Origin of the sequence: Auritidibacter sp. NML130574 (genome assembly GCF_003185725.2) — a bacterium.
Taxonomy (GTDB): domain Bacteria; phylum Actinomycetota; class Actinomycetes; order Actinomycetales; family Micrococcaceae; genus Auritidibacter; species Auritidibacter ignavus.
The window spans coordinates 2249775-2267959 of sequence record NZ_CP031746.1; the positions used below are offsets into that span (position 1 = coordinate 2249775).

General features: G+C 60.0%; 14 protein-coding genes. 9 read left to right on the forward strand and 5 right to left on the reverse strand.

Annotated features, from left to right (window positions below; translation table 11 throughout):
- The first annotated feature begins 16 nt into the window (after positions 1-16).
- Positions 17-1930, forward strand: a complete 1914-nt coding sequence (locus DCC27_RS10255; RefSeq protein ID WP_110110437.1) for a heavy metal translocating P-type ATPase — start codon at positions 17-19, stop codon at positions 1928-1930.
- Positions 1931-1967: 37 nt separating this feature from the next.
- On the opposite strand, the gene DCC27_RS10260 is transcribed toward DCC27_RS10255, so the two are convergent.
- The 5 genes from DCC27_RS10260 to DCC27_RS10275 form a co-directional block, all read right to left on the reverse strand.
- On the reverse strand, positions 1968-3224 hold the full coding sequence (locus tag DCC27_RS10260; RefSeq protein ID WP_110110436.1) for a DUF418 domain-containing protein: 1257 nt from the start codon (positions 3222-3224) through the stop codon (positions 1968-1970).
- 177 nt (positions 3225-3401) lie between these two features.
- Positions 3402-4211: an alpha/beta fold hydrolase gene (locus DCC27_RS10265; protein ID WP_110110435.1), complete on the reverse strand. Its 810-nt coding sequence runs from the start codon at positions 4209-4211 to the stop codon at positions 3402-3404.
- A 218-nt stretch (positions 4212-4429) separates the two neighbouring features.
- A complete protein-coding gene (locus tag DCC27_RS10270; protein WP_110100805.1) occupies positions 4430-6052 on the reverse strand; it encodes an AbgT family transporter in 1623 nt (540 codons plus the stop codon).
- Between the two features lie 121 nt (positions 6053-6173).
- Positions 6174-6308 (reverse strand): hypothetical protein, encoded by a 135-nt coding sequence (locus DCC27_RS12690; RefSeq protein ID WP_255410754.1) that lies wholly within the window; start codon positions 6306-6308, stop codon positions 6174-6176.
- A gap of 163 nt (positions 6309-6471) precedes the next feature.
- Positions 6472-8361, reverse strand: a complete 1890-nt coding sequence (locus tag DCC27_RS10275) for an FAD-binding monooxygenase (protein ID WP_110110434.1) — start codon at positions 8359-8361, stop codon at positions 6472-6474.
- 139 nt (positions 8362-8500) lie between these two features.
- Here DCC27_RS10275 and DCC27_RS10280 point away from each other — a divergent pair, with 139 nt between their 5' ends.
- From DCC27_RS10280 to hpaE, 8 genes are all read left to right on the forward strand, one after another.
- Positions 8501-9226, forward strand: a complete 726-nt coding sequence (locus tag DCC27_RS10280) for an IclR family transcriptional regulator (RefSeq protein ID WP_168186117.1) — start codon at positions 8501-8503, stop codon at positions 9224-9226.
- Positions 9227-9366: 140 nt separating this feature from the next.
- On the forward strand, positions 9367-11013 hold the full coding sequence (locus tag DCC27_RS10285) for a thiamine pyrophosphate-binding protein (RefSeq protein ID WP_110110432.1): 1647 nt from the start codon (positions 9367-9369) through the stop codon (positions 11011-11013).
- 165 nt (positions 11014-11178) lie between these two features.
- On the forward strand, positions 11179-11766 hold the full coding sequence (locus DCC27_RS10290; protein ID WP_110098989.1) for a TRAP transporter small permease: 588 nt from the start codon (positions 11179-11181) through the stop codon (positions 11764-11766).
- Positions 11763-13136 (forward strand): TRAP transporter large permease, encoded by a 1374-nt coding sequence (locus DCC27_RS10295; RefSeq protein WP_110110431.1) that lies wholly within the window; start codon positions 11763-11765, stop codon positions 13134-13136. Before DCC27_RS10290 ends, DCC27_RS10295 begins: the two co-directional genes overlap by 4 nt.
- Before the next feature lie 36 nt (positions 13137-13172).
- Entirely contained in the window at positions 13173-14357 is a 1185-nt protein-coding gene (locus tag DCC27_RS10300; protein WP_168186118.1) for a TRAP transporter substrate-binding protein, read from the forward strand.
- Between the two features lie 77 nt (positions 14358-14434).
- Positions 14435-15928 (forward strand): fumarylacetoacetate hydrolase family protein, encoded by a 1494-nt coding sequence (locus DCC27_RS10305; RefSeq protein WP_110110429.1) that lies wholly within the window; start codon positions 14435-14437, stop codon positions 15926-15928.
- On the forward strand, positions 15928-16626 hold the full coding sequence (locus DCC27_RS10310) for a GntR family transcriptional regulator (RefSeq protein ID WP_110110428.1): 699 nt from the start codon (positions 15928-15930) through the stop codon (positions 16624-16626). Before DCC27_RS10305 ends, DCC27_RS10310 begins: the two co-directional genes overlap by 1 nt.
- A 2-nt stretch (positions 16627-16628) precedes the next feature.
- Complete coding sequence (gene hpaE / locus DCC27_RS10315) at positions 16629-18137, forward strand: 5-carboxymethyl-2-hydroxymuconate semialdehyde dehydrogenase (protein WP_110110427.1); 1509 nt, start codon at positions 16629-16631, stop codon at positions 18135-18137.
- Positions 18138-18185 lie beyond the last annotated feature (48 nt).

Consider the following 18185-nt stretch of genomic DNA (forward strand, 5'->3'; position numbering starts at 1 on the left):
GCGAGATACTTGAGCTATGAAAAAGATCGCGACTTTCATTCGGCAGTATCCCATTGTGGCCATTACCTTGGTGTTGCTTGTCGTCGTGCTCGCCTGCGAGTTCTCCGGTGCCACCACTGCGGCGCAGTGGATTGCCACCGGGTATGTCATTGTCATTATTGCCTTGACCGCCTTCGACATGATTCGCGATATTCTGCGTGGCCACTTTGGCCTCGACATCCTTGCGTTGGTGGCGATGATTGCCTCCATTGCGGTGGGCGAATATATCGCAGCGATGATTATCGTGCTCATGCTCTCGGGTGGTGAAGCGATTGAAGACTACGCCGCCCAACGAGCGACCAAAGACCTCGACGCGCTGTTGAAGATGGCGCCAAATACCGCGCACCGGTTGCGCAGTGATGACCCGCACGCCACCGCCGATGACATTGACGTCACCGAGGTGGCCGAGGGCGATCTATTACTGGTCAAGCCTGCCGAAGTGGTTCCCGTCGACGGTGAGCTGATCAGCGATTATGGCGACTTTGACGAGTCCTCCCTGACCGGTGAGAGTCTGCCGGTCCAATACGAACGCGGTCACGCGGTGCTGTCGGGTTCCATCAACGGTCAGCGGGCGGTGCGGATCCGTGCCACGGCAGACTCTAACTCCTCCCAGTATCAGAAGATTATTGCGCTGGTAGCAGAAGCCGAGCAAGCCAAAGCCCCCACCGTGCGGGTGGCCGACCGGTTTGCGGTCCCGTTCACGCTCGTCTCGTTGGCCATCGCCGGTCTGGCCTGGTGGCTGTCGGGCGACCCGGTCCGTTTCGCCGAAGTGCTGGTGCTGGCTACCCCATGCCCGTTGTTAATTGCTGCCCCGGTGGCATTCATGGGCGGGATGAGTTCCAGTACCCGCAACGGCATCATCGTCAAAGGTGGAGCCACCCTCGAGGCATTGGCGCGGGCGAATTCAGTGGCCTTCGATAAGACCGGTACCCTCTCCTACGGCCAGCCCGAACTGGTTGAGGTGATCCCCGCCGACGGGGTGGATGCCGACGAGTTGCTCACCTTGGCGGCCTCAGCTGAGCAGTACTCCTCCCACGTACTCGCCGAAGGCGTGATCTCTGCAGCTTATGAGCGTGGACTGAGGCTGACCACCACCGAGGATGCGAACGAAATTGCGACCAATGGTGTCACTGCGGTCATCGACGGTCGCCATGTGGTGGTGGGTAAGTTGGCTTTCGTTCAAGAGACCGACCCGGAGGCAACGCGTGTTCGGCTGGAGCCGGGACAAACCTCGGTGGCGGTGGCGATCGATGGCAGGTTTGCCGGTAGTTTATTGCTCGCTGACTCGCTGCGCGACAACTCCTCGACCACCGTCCGAGAGTTGCACGACCAAGGCATCGACACGATCGCGATGCTCACCGGTGATAATCAGGACACTGCCACCTCACTGGCTGAACAAGCTGGCATTGATACGGTCCACGCCGAACTGTTGCCCCACGACAAGGTGGAGATCATCAAGACTCTGCCCAGCCCGGTGATGATGGTCGGCGATGGCGTCAATGATGCCCCGGTGCTCACCGCCGCCGATGTCGGAATCGCCATGGGCGCTCGCGGAGCCACCGCCGCCAGCGAGTCCGCCGACGCGGTGATTGTCCGCGACGACATCAGCCGGGTGGGCTTGGCGGTGCGCATCGGTAAACACACCTTCCGGATCGCGCTGGAAGCGATATGGATTGGCATCATCCTCTCGATCGGGCTGATGCTGGTGGCCGCCTTCGGCTACATCCCCGCTGTGTGGGGCGCGCTAACCCAAGAACTGGTCGACCTGGCCGCTATCCTCTACGCCCTGAGGGCACTGACCGGCGGGATCAAGGGCACGAACAAAAACCGGGGCGCGGACCGTCATGACGAGGCCCAGCCCTCCGACGTCACGGAAGTTTCGCGTAGCTGACGCGTGCTCCCGGGGCTCTGGGTCCACCTGGTTTTTCTTATTCGGTGGCGTGGCGACCCGTTTCATGGCGATGTAATTCTCCGGTGGCCAGGCGACCAACATGGCGAGTGAGTGACTCGAGCGGTCCACGTCCGGTGACCGCCATCCAGAGGGGGCAGACGATCAGGGCGCCGATGACCATGAACAAGGCGGTGAGGTCCTCTTCAGCTGGCCCGATCCAGTCTCCGAGGTTGATGTTGCCATAGACGATCAGCGTGACCACCGCATGGGCCGCATAGACAGTCAGGGGCATGGCTCCCATCGCCGATAACGGGTAGGTGACCCAACGTACCGGACCGCGACATATCAGCAGGCACGCTCCAAGGACCGTGGCACCCACGCCGAGGCCCAGCATGATTTCCAGGCTGCCACCGGTGTGTGGGCGGCTCGAGGTCAGACCTAATCTCAGCCATTCCACGGGGTCGACGGGTTCTTCTTCCGGAACAACGTCCTCTGGTTTCCATGACGAGGAATCTTCTGTGTCGTAGGGGTAGAAACTCCCGTCCTCGACGTAGCCGTACGAGTCTGTGCTGTCGTAGATGCTCCCGTAGGAAGAGTAGCTCTTTTCATCCAGGGAGGTTCCGGCGCCGTCTTCAGTTAGCGATGCCAGGAAAAAGCCCAGCGCGGCCACCACCAGACCGCCTAGAGCTAGCACCGTAGCCAGGCGGATACTGCGCAAATTGGAACGACCAATAGCCATACCGGTCAGGGCCAGCGCGAGCCAGGCGGTGAGCGGGTAGGGGCTGAAGAAGAGAAATGCGAGTGCGCCATCAAAGGCAGAGAGGGCATTAAGCATCTCCAACACGACCGGGCCGATGATGGCGAATCCTGCTGCCCAGACTAGCAGCCAGCGACGACGCAACCGCATAAACGGCATCATGGCAATATAGAGCATTCCGAAAATCGGCAAGATGACCGAGATGGGAGTGCCCAACGCCTCGAGGGCAAGACCGATGCCGAAAATGGTGGCCGCGCGCCCTAGCAGACGAAGACGCAAGAAAGGCAATGCCTCGATATCGGGACGCCGGGTGCCTCCGGTCATCATCGCCAGCGAGATCCCGGCCAGTAGTGCGAATAACAACGAGGAAAAGCCGTGCACAATTCCCGGCCAGGTCGACGGTTCGGAAATTTCGAGCTCAGGAATTAACGCCATATGGGCGAAAATCATGCCGATGATGGCCAGAGCTCGGGCGACGTCGAGGCCCGGAACGCGGGGCGGTGTTATCAGCGTGCGCGCTGAACGAAATGAAAGCACAGCATGTATTTATCTCATGCTCTTCTGGAGAGCAAATGCGACACACTGTTGAGACCTTGTTGCAATAGTGGTGGCCATCGTGTGCGAATCAGCGCGATGATCAACACAAAGACCCAGAACTCTTGTACTGGTGCCGAGAAAGCACCGAAAATGATGGCGACCTAGAGGATGGGCACCTTAGCCTCGTTGTTTAGTCAGGAACGTCAGCATCAGGTTGGCGAGGACTTCAGGTTGTTCAAAATGGAGGAAGTGAGGGGTGTTACTGCCTTCGAGGAGATGGAATTCCGCGCCGGGGATGGCGTCGGCAACTTTCTTCGACTGCCACGGTGGAGTGAGGAGGTCCTGTTCTCCGACCACCACGAGGGTCGGTGTTTTGATCTGGGGCAATCGGTCGAGGGTGTCATGAGCCAAGTCGGCGTCCCACTGCTCGACGGTGGTTTGGATCTGCACCTCACTCTGCGGCAACCCGCGCAGAACGGGGGCGAGAAATTCCGTGAGATCGGGGCGGTCCAACGTTTCGGGAGAGAAGGCAAGACCGGTGGCTGTGGCGGCAACGTCTAAGTCACCTTTAACGTAGGGATACCGTAGGGAAGTAATCACTGCGGCTTGGAACCCGTCGCAGCGACCCCATGTGGAGTAGAGGATCAGGGACTTGACGTGGTCCGGATAGTTGATTGCGAGCTCTTGTGCGACAGCGGAGCCAAGGGACCAACCCAGAATGTGCGCTTGAGGAATCTGCAGTGCGTCCATCAGGGCCGCCACATCCTGAGCCATTGAGCGGACTGAAATAGCACCATCGCCACGGTCAGTCTCGCCGATCCCCCGGTTATCGAAAGTGATGACACGGTAATTCTGAGCAAATCGGTCTTCAAACTCGGCCCAGGTATCAATAGCTCCCGAGGTGCCCATGATCAGAATCAGAGGTTCGCCCGAGCCTTGCTCTTCGTAGTGAACATTGATGCCGGTCGAGATCTGCACGTGTGGCATGTGAGGCTTCTTTCTGGCGTCGAGTCGTTCTTATCTCTGTGACTGAGACTACCTGGGTTGCACGTCCGGAGACCAGGCATACAGCAGACGTAGCGCCCTGTGCTTCTCGCGTTTCACGATAGCCTGGCAACTTCGACAGGACACTTCAGACAAAGATGCCTAGATACACTCTGCAGGGAGTGCATCTAGGCATCAGGAAGCGATCGTGGGCTGTGAAACTAGGGTGATTCGTAGAAGACCGGAGCGTTGGGTCCTAGTGGCAAGTCGAGTCCCATCCAACCGATGGTCATCAATGTCCAGACGGCCCAGAATGCTAGCGAGTAGGGCAGCATTACCGAGACCAATGAGCCGATGCCGATCTTCTTGTCGTAGCGTTGGGCCACCACGATGATCAGCGCAAAGTAGGTCATCAGCGGACTGAGGATGTTGGTGGCTGAATCCGAAACGCGGTAGGCGGCCTGGGTGAACTCCGGGGAGATGCCCAGCTGCATCATGATGGGCACCATGATGGGTGCCAGCATCGCCCATTTTGCGGAGGCCGAACCGATGAATAGGTTTACCAGGCCGGTGAAGAGCATGAAGAGTAGCACCAGAGGAATTCCGGTGAGGTTGATCGAGTCTAGCGCTTCAGCGCAGAGGACCGAGAGAATCAGACCCAGGTTGGTTTGTTCAAAGTAGGCGATGAACTGACCTGCGGTGAAAGACAGGACCAGGAACATGGCCATCCCGGAGATGTATTTGGAGATGTGGTTCACGGCATCGGTGTCGTTTTTCACCACGTTGGTGACGATGCCGTAGACCAGGCCGGGAATGAAGAAGACGACGACGAGAATAATGGCCAGCGAGCTCATGAACGGCGACTGGATGACAGCACCGTCTTCACCGCGCATCGGAGCATTCGGTGGAACAATGAGGAGAAGCAACAACCCAATGGTGATCACCAGTGAAATGCCGGCCCAGATCAGGCCCTTTTTTTGCAACGGGGTGACCTTCAGCTGTTCCTCGTCCTCGCCCTCGATGGCCCCTTCACCGGTCCATTTACCCAGCCGGGGTTCCACGATGAACTGGCTGACCAGTGTACCGACGATAGCCAAGATAAAAGTCGAAGCGATGATGAACCAGTAGTTCATCGCCAGGTTCATCTGGTCGGCGTAGGCAGGGTCGATGGTGGCGGCGGCTTCAATGGTGAGCTCGCCGAGCACCACGTCTGTTCCGGAAAGCAGAAGGTTAGCACTGAACCCTGCCGAAACGCCGGCGAAGGCGGCAGCAATACCGGCCAGCGGGTGTCGTCCAAGGGCGACGAACAAGATGGCTGCCAGTGGAGGTAACACCACGTAGCCGGCGTCGGAGGCTACCGAGGACATTACACCGGCAAAGACAATGGCGAAGGTGACCAGCGTGCGGGGGATAGAGAGGATAAAACCACGTAGTGCGGTACCGATCAGTCCGGTGGATTCGGCCATACCGATACCGATCATGGTAGCGAGCACCACGCCGAGTGGGGCGAAGTTGATGAAGTTATCGACCGCTGAGGAGAAGATCCACTCAACACCTTCGGCGGAAAGCAGGTTGAACACTTCCACCGTTTCGCCTTCAACTGGATCTTCGACACTCAGCCTGGCCTGGGAGAGAACCCATGACAGCAGGATGACCAGCAGGGCCAAAATCCCGAAGAGAGTGACGGGGTGCGGAAGCTTATTGCCACCCCACTCGATGACGTCCAAGAAGCGTTGGAAAAAGCCCTTCCGCTTTCCACTTTCCAAGGTTTTTGACGGGGCATCATCATCGGTGACGGTGTTGTCGGTCGTTGCTGCTCCCGAGTCGTTGTGGTGGATGCTCATAGGGGTCCTCTAGTAACGGTTATGTGATGAGATAGCCAGCGAGCTGGTGGTGTAGCATGCCGGAATGGTCTTATTTTTCCTGTGAGGAGACATAAGACCTTTGAGGTGAGGTAAATCATAGCTAAAGTTTTGGGGTGATTTCAAAAACGTCACTCTTAAAATCGGTGTAGTTAGCCATCCGCAGGGCCTCTTCTTCACCGTCGACCTTGAGAATGCCAATAGCGTCTTCGAAGATCCGGCGGGTAGCGATGCCCATGCCTGGGTGGAGAAATCCGACCTACACCCCGAACGCGAGGCAGCTCCCGTTACTACAGCGGTCTAGTCGGACTTGTTGATAGCCTTCACGACAGGCCGGTGCCGGTCACCTCGATTGATGAAGGCACCGGCCCGCCAGTGTCTTTGCCACGCTTGTAGCACGCCTAGTTGGTGGTCAACACCGCATCGAAGTAGGCGGCAATACCGTCCACATCATCCAGTGGTAACACAGCGGCGACATACTGGTCCGGACGGACAATCACGACCACACCGTCGCGAGAAAGTTCACGATCCTCAAAGATGTCCTCGTCCGGTATGGTGGCGTAGATCTTCTCCCAGTACTCCAGGCCAAACTTCCCGACTTTGGGGCGGAAGATCGTCGGGGCATCCACGCAGTCGAAGCTCGCGGTGTCTTGCTGATAGATAACATTCGGCTCAATCTGAGCGTTAATGTCATCGCCTTCGCGACGGTATTTCACAAACGGTGAGTCCGCGGAGGTCTCCAACCACTCGGCCAGCTTTGAGAGCTTGGAATCGTGCTCGCCACAGGCCGGGCGGTCCGCAAAGGCGTACAGTCGCCAGCGACCATCCGCCACCGCCTGGTGGCCGATGTGCAACGGGTTGGCGTCGCAGACGCGCATGGCCGTAGCCGACTTGAAGCGCTTACCCACGGGGAACCCGGCGGCCAACTCCTGGTGCTCGGTGCCGCCGGTGACCATGGAGGGACGGTATTCAGTCAAGAAGCCCGCCGGGAACTCGGCGGTTTTGACGTAGAAGTCCTCCAGGTATGTCGGATCGGGCAGCTCTTCGGTCGGGGTGGCCATCAGGGTCGACCATTCCTTATCGAAGTCGATGAGGTTCTTGGCGACCTCTTGGCGCTCATCCGAGTAGGTGTGCAACAGGGTCTCGGGGCTGCGCCCCGACAGCACCTGGCCCAGCTTCCAAGAGATATTGAAACCGTCCTGCATTGACACGTTCATACCCTGACCGGCCTTGGCCGAGTGCGTGTGACAGGCATCGCCGGTGATGAACACGCGCGGGGTCAACCGGTCGCGGTCTGCGGTGTCGACATCGTCGAAGTGGTCGGTCAACCGGTGTCCTACCTCGTAAACCGAGTTCCAGGCCACGGACTTCACATCCAGGGTGTAGGGGGTGATGATGTCGTTGGCCTTGCGGATGATTTCCTCGATCGGGGTGTCGCGCACCTTGTGGTCATCATCCAGAGGCACTTCACCCAAGTCCACGTACATGCGGAACAGGTGTCCACCCTCGCGAGGGATGTGCAGAATCTGGCCGTGCTTGGAGTTGATGGCGCACTTGGTGCGGATATCCGGGAAGTCGGTGTTAGCTAGCACGTCCATGACACCCCAGGCGTGGTTGGCGACATCGCCACTCATCACCCGCCCGATGGAATCGCGGACGCGAGAGTGGGCGCCATCGCAACCCACGACGTACTTGGCGCGCACGGTGCGTTGTTCGCCCTTCCGGGGGCCGGCTACGTACTCCACCTGGACCTCGACCGGGTAGTCCTGCTCGCGGTCCACACTCAGTCCGAGGAACTTAATCCCATAATCCGGGGTAATCCGACCCGGGGCCCGCAGTGCAGCTTCGGCGTAGCCATCCAATACGCGTGCCTGGTTGACGATCAGGTGTGGGAACTCGGAGATGCCGGAAGGGTCATCGGGAGTCCGGGCGGTACGAATGATGTTCTCGGAGTTGGTGGGGTCCGGCTTCCAAAAACACATCTCGGTGAGCCAGAAGGCCTCGTCGATAATTTCGCTAGCGAAGCCAAAGGCTTGGAAGGTCTCCACCGAGCGGGCCTGAATACCGTCGGCCTGGCCGATCTCCAGACGTCCCTCACGGCGTTCAATAATGCGGGTATTGACTTCGGGGTAGTAGGACAGTTGGGCGGCGGCCAGCATACCGGCCGGACCGGTTCCGACAATCAGAACGTCCATTTCGTCGGGGAGTTTGTCGCTGCGATTGAGGCCGTAGCCGGCAGCAGGACGAATTCGGGGGTCTTCGGAGACATAGCCGTGTTCGTGGAAATGCATCGGTGGTTCACTCCTTGTCGGAAAAGACAGAGTAGATCGTGCCGTAGAGCGTGTTCTATAATCGAACACTAAACTCTATTATCGAATTTATGAGTCAGATCATAGAGGAAATATGAGCTGGCTTACAAGGAGGTGTGTCGTGGCAGACCCGGTTACTCGGTCCGCAGGATCGCAAACCCTCAGTCGCGGTCTTCGAGTACTGGAAGTGCTCGCTAATTCCCCGTCTGCGATGAGCATCGGCCAGGTCGCTCACGCTTTGGGGCTGCACCGCTCGGTGTGTTACCGGCTGGTGCGTACCCTGGAAGACCACGGGCTGGTGGTGCGTGATCAGCTGGGGAAACTCGCGCTAGGTGTACGACTCGTGGCCTTGGGTGCCTCGGTCGAGCGAGATATGCGTGCCACTGCCCTGCCCTTATTGACCCTGGCCGCTCAACGGTTAGCCATGACCTGCTTTCTGGCTATCGAAGACCGCGGGGAATGTTTGACGGTCACCAGCGTGGAACCTCCACACCAAGAAACCGTCATCGCCCAGCGCCCCGGCGCGCGTCATCCCATCCAGGACGGGGCCACCGGAAGAGCGATCTTGGCGATCATGGACGAGGCTTGTTGGCCAGAGGACATCAGCGACGAGGTGCGAGCCAATGTCCACGAGATCAGGCAGCGCGGTTGGGCGGAGTCCTACAGTCAGGTCATCCCCGGGCTGTACGGCGTCGCGATCCCAGTGCGCTTCGAGGACGGCCGGCTGGGATCGGTTGGAGCATTGAGTCTTTTCCACGCCACGGGCGAGCATTTCAACCGTGTCTTGGAAGGCCTGTGCACAGTTGAGACCGGACTTGTTGAAGCTGGGGTGTGTACTTTAAGGTAGGGGTGTCGAAGGTCATAGTGGGCTGAACCAACTGTGACGCCTTCTCGGCCTGGCGTTTGAAAAAGAGACGCTAACTCTTCGGTGAAGAGCCAGACATATATGGAATCGATCGACATATCTGTCTGTTGGGAGCGTTTCATATGCCAACTGTTGCCGCCGTTCTTGCCGATGCCCTGCACCGCCACGCCTCCGCCTTCTTCGGGCTGATGGGCAATGGCAATGCCTATTTCATTGACGCGCTACATCAGCTCGGCACCGATATCGTGCCGGTCCGCCACGAAGTCGCCACGGTAGCCTCCGCCGATGCCTACTATCGGGTGCGCCAAGAACTCGCGGTGGCCACCACGACCTACGGGCCGGGCTTTACCAACACGCTGACCGCGCTCGCTGAAGCCTCGCTGTCGCGGGTCCCGCTGATCCTGGTGGTCGGTGACCAGCCCACTCCGGGGCGTCGCCCCTGGGATATAGACCAAACCGCCGCAGCGGCCTCCATGGACGTGCCGACACTGACCGTTGAGCCCTCCAATGCCGGTACCGTGGCCATCTCTGCTGTGGAACAAGCCGTGTCGCTACAACGCCCCGTGGTCCTCGCGATTCCCTATGACTTGGCCATCGTCGAGGTCAGCGCCGATGGTGCCGTCATCCCTGAGCTCACCCCTAAGGCGCCGAGCCCGGTAGCCGATACCGAGACCATACACAACATGGCCACTGCCTTGCGAGAGGCTTCCCAGCCACTCATTCTGGGTGGTCGCGGTGCCCGTCACTGTGCTGGGGCCTTGCGTGAACTGGCCGGCCTGCTCGGCGCCGATGTGGCTACCTCCGCACCCGGGCGCGGGCTGTTCCGCACCGATGGCACCGATGGATTCACCGATTTGGGCGTGTGCGGAGGATTCGCCGCCCCGGGCTCCGCCCAGCGCATACGTGAAGCCGATGTTGTCCTGGTAGTGGGAGCCGGACTGAACCAATTCACCATGGCCTTTGGTGAGGCCTTCGGCCCCGAGGCGCACGTCATCCAGATTGACAGCGAACCACAGGCCACCCACGCCCGCGTCAACCAGTTCCTCAGCGCTGATTCCGCTACCGCCGTCCCCGCGCTACTGGATGCGTATAAAGCCACCACCTCTGCGACCGAGTCGCGGGCGAAGACCGAGAACACCGAAGACACCGCTCGCGAGCTCCGCGCCTATGAGACCGGCACCGAATTCGGCCCCGCCGGTGGGCTCGACCCCCGCGCGCTGAGCACCCGGTTGAACGAGCTGCTGCCACCAGACCGGATCTACATCACCGATGGTGGCCACTTCATCGGCTGGCCCAATATGTTCTTCGACGTGTCCGAGATCGACCACATGATCTTGCTGGGCACAGCCTTCCAAACTATTGGGCTGGGTTTCTCCGCCTCTGTCGGAGTTGCTCACGCTGCCCCGGAGAAAACCACTGTGTTGGTCACCGGTGACGGGGGTGGCATGATGGCCTTCGCTGACGCTGAATCCCTGATCCGTACTGCCAAGAGCGCCGTGGTCATCGTCTTCAACGACGCCGCCTATGGGGCTGAGGTCTTCCAATACGGCAGTAAGGGATTGGCCGAAGAACCCATGCGCGTCGGCGAGATCGACTTCGCCGGGCTGGCCACCAGCCTGGGCGCTCGCGCCTCCGTGATCCGCAGTTTCAACGATTTGAAGGACTTCACCCAGTGGGTTGCCGACGGCGCACACGGCACCTTCGTATTGGACTGTCGCGTCGACGGGAGCATCGTCGCCCCGTATATGCAAGAGATCGCTGGGATTTAACGCTGTATACCGCCCTGCCACTGTGAATGATGTCATGTGGTCTATATGACATGAGATCTCAAATCGTATATAGTCTGAGCTCAGCGGGTATGACCTAGACCACTACGCAGCGGTCAAAGCGCCCTCTCGCATCACACTCACACCCTGAGAAAGTAGCAGTGGACCATGGAGAAACTAATACGCATTGCGGTTCGTTTTCTCGCAGTGCTCTCAGCAATCGCAGTCGTCGTGATGGTCATCGCCATCGCCATCGATGTCTTTGCACGCAATATCACTGGTGCATCGTTACCGGGCATGATCGAAATCGCCGAAACAGCCATGGTGACCGCCGTAGCCTTCGGTCTGGCCTGGGCCGGACTGAACGGCGAACACGTCGCGGTTTCCCTGGTGACCGACCGTTTTGGCCCCGGATTGACCAGAGCTACCAATGTCTTCGTCTGGGCCCTGGTGACTCTCTACACCGGCTGGCTCTCCTATGCCAACATCATGCGCGCCATCGATTCCTTCATCTTCCGTGAAACCCGCTTTGGCATCGTGCAGTGGCCGATGTACCCGATGCGCTGGATCCTGGCGATCGGCCTGCTCTCTCTGTTGTTGGTAGCCGTCCTTAACCTGGTGCGCACATTGCGTGGCCAAGAACCCACCGGCCACGCCGATGAGGTCCAAGCCGCTCTGGCCGACCAGCCGGATGTCGTCTCCAAAACATCCGCCAGCATCGCAACTTCTACCGCCGAAGGAGGCCGTGCATCATGAGTCTCGGCGCTGTCGTGATCCTCGTGCTGGTGCTGATGCTGGCACTGCTACTGCTCCGAGTCCCCGTGGCCGTCTCCTTGGGTCTGGCCGGTGCCATCGGCCTGGTGCTTTTGCATGGATTTAACCATGCCACCCTGGAACTCGGTGCTGACCCGTTCTCCCAGATCGCATCCTTCTCATTGACCATCGTGCCGATGTTCGTGCTCATGGGCATGTTCGCAGTACGAGCCCATGTGGCCGAATACGTCTTCGCCATCGCCGACCGCGTGTTGAGCCGTTTTCCCGGCGGGCTTGGTGTCGCCACTGTGGTCGCCTCGGCCGGTTTCTCTGCAGTCTCCGGTTCCTCGATCGGTACCGCGGCCACGATGGCGCGCCTGGCTGTCGGAGAAATGCGTAAATCTGGGTACCCGGCTCACATGGCCACCGCCTTGGTTGCGGTGGCCGGAACCCTGGGCTCGATGATTCCGCCCTCGACTTTCCTCGTCCTTTACGCCATCCTCTCTCAGCAATCGGTAGGAGAAATGCTGGCCGCCGGTATTGTCCCCGGCGTGCTCTCTGCGTTGGCCTATGCCATCTGGATCGGCTTTGCCGGCTGGCAGCTCCGCCGTCGTGGCCAGGTTGTCGCAGACGCAGACAACGTCCAAGATGCCCTGAGCCAAGCCAAAGCCATCCAGGCGGAAAACCGTCGCCACGCCCCGTTGTCCTCTCTGCCGTGGCGCGGTCTGGGCTACATTCTTCTGCTGTTCGCCATCGTGCTGGGCGGGATGTACTCCGGGCTCTTCACCGCCACCGAGTCCGCCGCATTCGGCGCGATTGCCGCGGTGCTGATTCTGATCTGGGAATTGCGTAAACAAGGCGCCAAGGGCATTTGGCAGGGTATTAAAGGCGCCCTGGAATCCACGGCGGGGACCACCGCGATGGTTTTCTTTATCATCATCGGTTCCGGAATTCTCTCAGCCTTCTTCGTCTCCGCCGGCGTGCCGGGAATGGTCACCGACGCAGTGAGTAGCTGGAACCTGTCACCGACCTGGATCATGTTGATTCTACTGTTGTGCCTGGTACCGATGGGGATGGTGCTGGAATCGTTGTCCCTGCTGATGATCTCGGTTCCGCTGATCCTGCCGGTCGCCCTAGAATTCGGCTTCGACCCAATCTGGTTGGGCATTCTGATCGTGAAATTCATCGAAATTGGCATGGTTACTCCGCCGGTGGGCATCAACGCCTTCGTCGTCTCTGGCGCCACCGGCGTGAAATCCGAGACCGTCTTCCGCGGTATCATTCCGTTCTTTGTTATCGACATGATCTTGATCCTGATCTTCTTCTTCACCCCGGATCTGATCCTGTTTTTGCCCGGATTAGTACAGAACTAGCCCTGGATGAGCCCTGGCGCAGAAAGAAGTGAACTCATGAATTGGACGACAAAAACTGCCCGTCGCGCACGAACCTCGACCCGTGGCTTGCTGGCGGTCGCCGGTATCGTGGCTGGCTCGCTGACGTTGAGCGCCTGTGAAGAGGGCGTGGTCGACTGGGAACGAGCAGATCAGACCGATGCCGAATACATCTTCACCCAAGCCAACGGCGCCAGCGTAGGGACCCAGCACGAGCTGGTTGCCGAAGCCTATATGGACGCGGTCGAAGAAGCTTCCGATGGGCGTATCGCCTTTGAACGCACCCCCTTCCAAGCCATCTGCGATATGGCCGATGTCGCAGACTGTATACGTGACGGCCGTGCCGACTTCGGACTAACCGTCACCGATTACACCCCACACCTGCTACCCACCACCTCGGTACTATCCATCTCGTTCAAAACCGATGACATTCAAGCAGCTACCCAGGCGCTTTACGAACTCCACCGCGAGTACGAGCCAGCCAAAGAGGTTATGGAGAAAGCTAACCTGGAACACGTTTCAACGTGGCCGGTGGGCGCGCTACTCATTGGGGCGAAGACCCCGATTGATGGGTTTGAAGATCTCGATGGGCTTCAGGCTCGCGCAGCCGGTCCGGTCACTCAGCGCTCGCTGGAAGATGCCGGGATGAATGTCAGCGCCATCACCGCCGGAGAAACCTATGAGGCACTACAGCGCGGAGTAATTGACTCGGTGGCCTCCTCGCTGGACTTCGGCGTGAACTTTGCCATCACCGAACAACTTCCTTATTGGGTCGACCCTGGTTTTGACCAATACACCGCCTACGGCATGTGGTGGAATAAAGACTCCTACGAGTCCTTGCCTGAGGACCTGCAGGCCACCGTGGATGACGTAACGAAGGAATTCAATGAGGGCAAGACCATTGACGTTGCCAACGGTGAGCTGGAAAATATCTGTGATGAGATGCTCGACTCCCCGGACGTGGAAGATTTCGACACTTGGTCCGATGAGGAAACTCAGAAATGGAAAGACATCGCTGCCGAGGGGGCCGAGGAAACCTGGTTGGATGTGATGGACTCGTTGGATTTCGAGAACGCGGAAGAATACCTGCGGGTCTACAACGAGAAGTACGAGTCCCTGAAATCTCCGGAAAACCCAGACGATGCCGGTATCGCCTGCGCTCAGCGCTGGCAAGAACGTCACGGCGATGCAGCAAATAAGTGATTGTGACACCCTGACCCCATCGCATAGGATGATATACGATTTCGAATACTCTCAGATCTGCTGAGCAGGAGGCCTGCATGCCGAACCCTCTCCACGACGTTCTCGTCACCCCGGGCAAGATTATTGCGGTGCACGTGGCCTTTGAGTCTCGCGCCGCCCAGCGCGGTCGGCGCCCGGCCACCCCGTCTTATTTCCTTAAGCCCACGAGCTCCTTATCGGGCTCCGGTGCCGACGTAGCACGCCCCGCCGGGACCGAGCTGATGGCTTTTGAGGGCGAAATCGCCCTGATCATCGGGGAACCGGCCCGCCGGGTCTGCCTCGAAGACGCCTGGAAGCATGTGGCTGGGGTGACCGCCGCAAACGACCTGGGCATCTACGACTACCGCCCGGCAGATAAGGGCTCTAACCTCCGCTCCAAGGGCCGGGACGGTTACACGCCCCTGGGCCCGACCGTGATTGACGCCCAAAGCATTGATCCGACCGCACTCCGGTTGCGCACCTGGGTCAACGGTGAGCTGGTCCAGGAGGATGGCACCTCCGAGGACCAGCTGATCTTCCCGCTGGCTCAGTTCGTGGCCGACCTGTCGCAGCACATGACCCTGGAAACCGGTGACGTGATCCTGACCGGTACCCCGGCCGGCTCGTCAGTGGTGGCCCCCGGCGACACCGTGGAGGTCGAGGTCGATGCCCCCACCGCCACGGGCGCACCCACCTCGGGTCGGCTGATCACCCACATTACGGAGGGCCCCGGCGACTTCGACCCGGCGCTTGGGACGTTGCCGGCTGTCGATGAAAAGCAAGCCGAAGACGCCTGGGGATCCCGTGAAGCCGCCGGTCTGCCACCGGTTGCAGATCCCACCGCGGCGCTCCCTGATGAGTTGCGGACCAAGCTGAAGGTAGCGCCCACCGCCGGGCTGTCGGCTCAATTGCGTTCCCGCGGTCTGAACAACGTCGTCATCGAAGGCGTGAAGCCTCAGACCCCGGGCACCAAGATGGTCGGGGTGGCCAAGACCCTGCGTTTTGTGCCCAACCGTGAGGACCTCTTCGGTAGCCACGGCGGTGGCTACAACGCCCAAAAACAGTGCTTTGATGCCGTCCGGCCCGGCGAAGTCATTGTCATTGAGGCTCGCGGTGAAGCCGGGTCGGGCACTCTGGGCGATATTCTCGCCCTGCGCGCTCAGTACAACGGTGCCGCCGGTGTGGTCACCGACGGGGGAGTCCGCGACTACGCCGAGGTTCAGCGCATCGGCCTACCGGTCTTCACCCAGACCTCGCACCCGGCCGTATTGGGGCGTAAGCACGTGCCCTGGGAGGTCGATGTGGCCGTTAGTTGCGGCAACGCCACGGTGCTCCCCGGCGACGTGATCGTTGGTGACGACGACGGGGTGCTTGTGATCCCGCGCGATCTCGCCGACGAAGTTGTCGAGGCCGCTCTGGCCACAGAGCACCAGGATGAGTGGGTGGCCAACCAGGTTCGAGACGGCGCACCGATCAAGGGCACCTTCCCGCCCACTGGCGAACAGAAAGAGGCCTATGAGCGCTACGCCGCCGAAACCGAGGACCAGAACTGATGACCCCACCGACCACAACCGAGACCGAGCAATTGTCCAAAGCCCAGATTGCCTACCGGTGGATTCGGCAACGGATCTTCACCCAAGAATTCAGCCCCGGCTACCGGCTGGTGCTGGCCACCATCGGTGATGCCCTGAATATGTCGGTGGTCCCGGTGCGGGAGGCCATCCGCCAGTTGGAAGCCGAAGGACTGGTGACCTATCAGCGCAATGTGGGCGCACACGTATCGATGGTGGATGAATCCCAGTACATCAACTCGATGCAGACCGTGGGCATTCTCGAAGGGGCCGCCACCGCCGCGGCTGCCCCGCATGTGAGCGCCGATGATCTGGCCGAAGCCCGGGCGCTGAATGCGCAGATGCAGCGCTCGCTGTCACATTTCGACCCGGCCAGCTTCACCAAAACCAACCAGGCCTTCCACCAGGTGCTCTTCGCTCGGTGCCCGAACCAGCGACTGACCGATCTGGTCTATGCCGAATGGGACCGGCTGAACCACCTGCGGGAATCCACCTTCTCCTTCGTGCCCGGACGCGCCAGAGAATCGGTGGCCGAACACGCCCACATTCTGGACCTCATTGCCGGCCATGCGTCCGCGATCGAGATTGAACAAGTCGCCCGAGACCACCGCAACGCCACGCTGACCAGCTACCTGAACAGCCCCGAACACCAGAACCGATCGACCCTAGGAGAGTACTGACCGTGACTGCCACCTCCCAACGCCCCGCCAACCTGCCCGATCAGATCCGTCACTACATCGGTGGCGAGTTCGTTGATTCCCTCGACGGCGACACGTTCGAGGTGCTCGACCCGGTCACCAACGAGACCTACATTAAGGCTTCCTCCGGGAAGAAAGCAGATATCGACCGTGCCGTGGCTACCGCCAAGGACGCTTTCAACAACGGCCCCTGGCCGACTATGTTGCCACGCGAACGCTCCCGCGTGTTACACAAGATCGCCGATGTGGTCGAATCCCGCGGTGACGAGCTGGCCGCCATGGAATGTTTCGACACCGGTCTACCGATTACCCAGGCTCTGGGCCAGGCCCGTCGTGCCGCCGAGAACTTCCGGTTCTTCGCCGACCTGATTGTCGCCCAGCACGATAACGCCTTCAAGGTGCCGGGCCGCCAGGCCAACTACGTCAACCGCAAGCCGATCGGTGTGGCCGGGCTGATTACCCCGTGGAATACCCCGTTCATGCTGGAATCCTGGAAGCTCGGCCCGGCCATTGCCACCGGGAATACCGTGGTGCTCAAGCCGGCCGAATTCACCCCGCTGTCAGCGTCGCTGTGGCCGGGCATCTTTGAAGAGGCCGGACTACCGACCGGTGTGTTCAACATGGTCCAGGGTTTCGGTGAAGAAGGCTTCGCCGGTGACTCGCTGGTCAAGCACCCCGACGTTCCGCTGATCTCCTTCACTGGTGAATCGAAGACCGGTGAGATCATCTACGCCAACGCCGCCCCCTATCTGAAGGGTCTGTCCATGGAGCTGGGCGGTAAATCCCCGGCCGTGGTCTTCGACGATGCCGATCTGCAGACCGCAATTGACGCCACCATTTTCGGCGTGTTCTCCCTGAACGGTGAACGTTGCACGGCCGGCTCCCGCATCCTGGTGCAGCGCGGGATCTACGATGAGTTCGTTCAGCGCTACGCCGCCCAGGCCAAGCGGGTCACGGTGGGTTTGCCCTCAGAGAAGACCACCGAGGTCGGCGCCCTGGTCCACCCCGAGCACTTCGACAAAGTCATGTCCTATGTGGAGATCGGCAAGAACGAAGCCAACCTGGTCGCCGGTGGCTCCCGTCCCGAGCAGTTTCCCGACGGCAACTTCGTCCAGCCCACCGTTTTCGCCGATGTCTCCCCGGACGCCCGGATCTTCCAGGAAGAAATCTTCGGCCCCGTCGTGGCCATTACGCCCTTCGACACCGAAGAAGAAGCCCTTCAGCTGGCCAATAACACCAAGTACGGTCTGGCCGCCTACATCTGGACCAACGATCTGAAGCGCGCCCACAATTTTGCCCAGCACCTTGAGGCCGGGATGGTGTGGTTGAACTCTAATAACGTCCGCGACCTGCGCACCCCCTTTGGCGGGGTCAAGGCCTCCGGCCTGGGCCAAGAGGGCGGTTACCGCTCCATCGACTTCTACACCGACCAGCAGGCCGTGCACATCAACCTCGGCGAAGTCCACAACCCGGTCTTCGGCAAGCAGGACTAAGCGCACCCCAGGCCGCTGACCCGTCGTGAGCACAGAAAGAACAGAGAC